1 protein-coding gene is annotated in these 622 nt (G+C 50.3%); it reads right to left on the bottom strand.

Annotation, left to right across the window (positions count from 1 at the left end; all coding sequences use genetic code 11):
• Positions 1–601, bottom strand: a 601-nt coding sequence (locus tag ACR1XY_RS24790) for a hypothetical protein (protein ID WP_480597526.1), incomplete at its 3' end; no start/stop codon positions are given.
• Positions 602–622 lie beyond the last annotated feature (21 nt).

Raw genomic sequence — 622 nt, forward strand, 5'->3', positions numbered from 1 at the left:
TTCGCGGGGTGCGCCCGGACCAGCGGTCCAAAAAAGCCAAAACAAATCGATCCCCATCTGTATCCAACACCTCTTGGAAAACGCCATCATGGACTGCCGGAACACTTGGATCGATAAAGTACTCTGTCCTCAACGCATGGCTGGAACTGTTCTCCGCACGTTCGTACTCTACGGGCAGTGTTCGCCTTGGGCACAGGGTTCGTTCTGCTCCGGGCGGCTGAGGGCATGCTCGCATTAATAGGATCAGTTGTTCTTCTCGAACAGAACACAAGTCTTCGACAAGGGCATCTTTGTTCTGGTTGATCTCGAATACAGGCTTGTATTCGAAGTGACTGAGAACCGATGCCACGCATCCTTTTACGCGCCAGCCGATTTCACCGGGTTTTGCGAGACCAACAGTTAATGTGAGTATGCTCTCACCTGTAGGTGCAGTGACCTTTGCTGTGGCTTCAAGCGTCTCAAAACTGAACCGATTCACGTTTCGGTTAAACCAATTTTTCAGTTTCCCAGTGTCGGCGTTTACGATGAAATCCATTTTCGTGTCGAATAGAACAGATGGTTCCAGGTGTTTCTGATCACCTTCATCAGCGCGCAATTGCACAATAGGGGTGTCCGCTAGTCT

Source organism: Ruegeria sp. AD11(2025) (assembly GCF_056542405.1).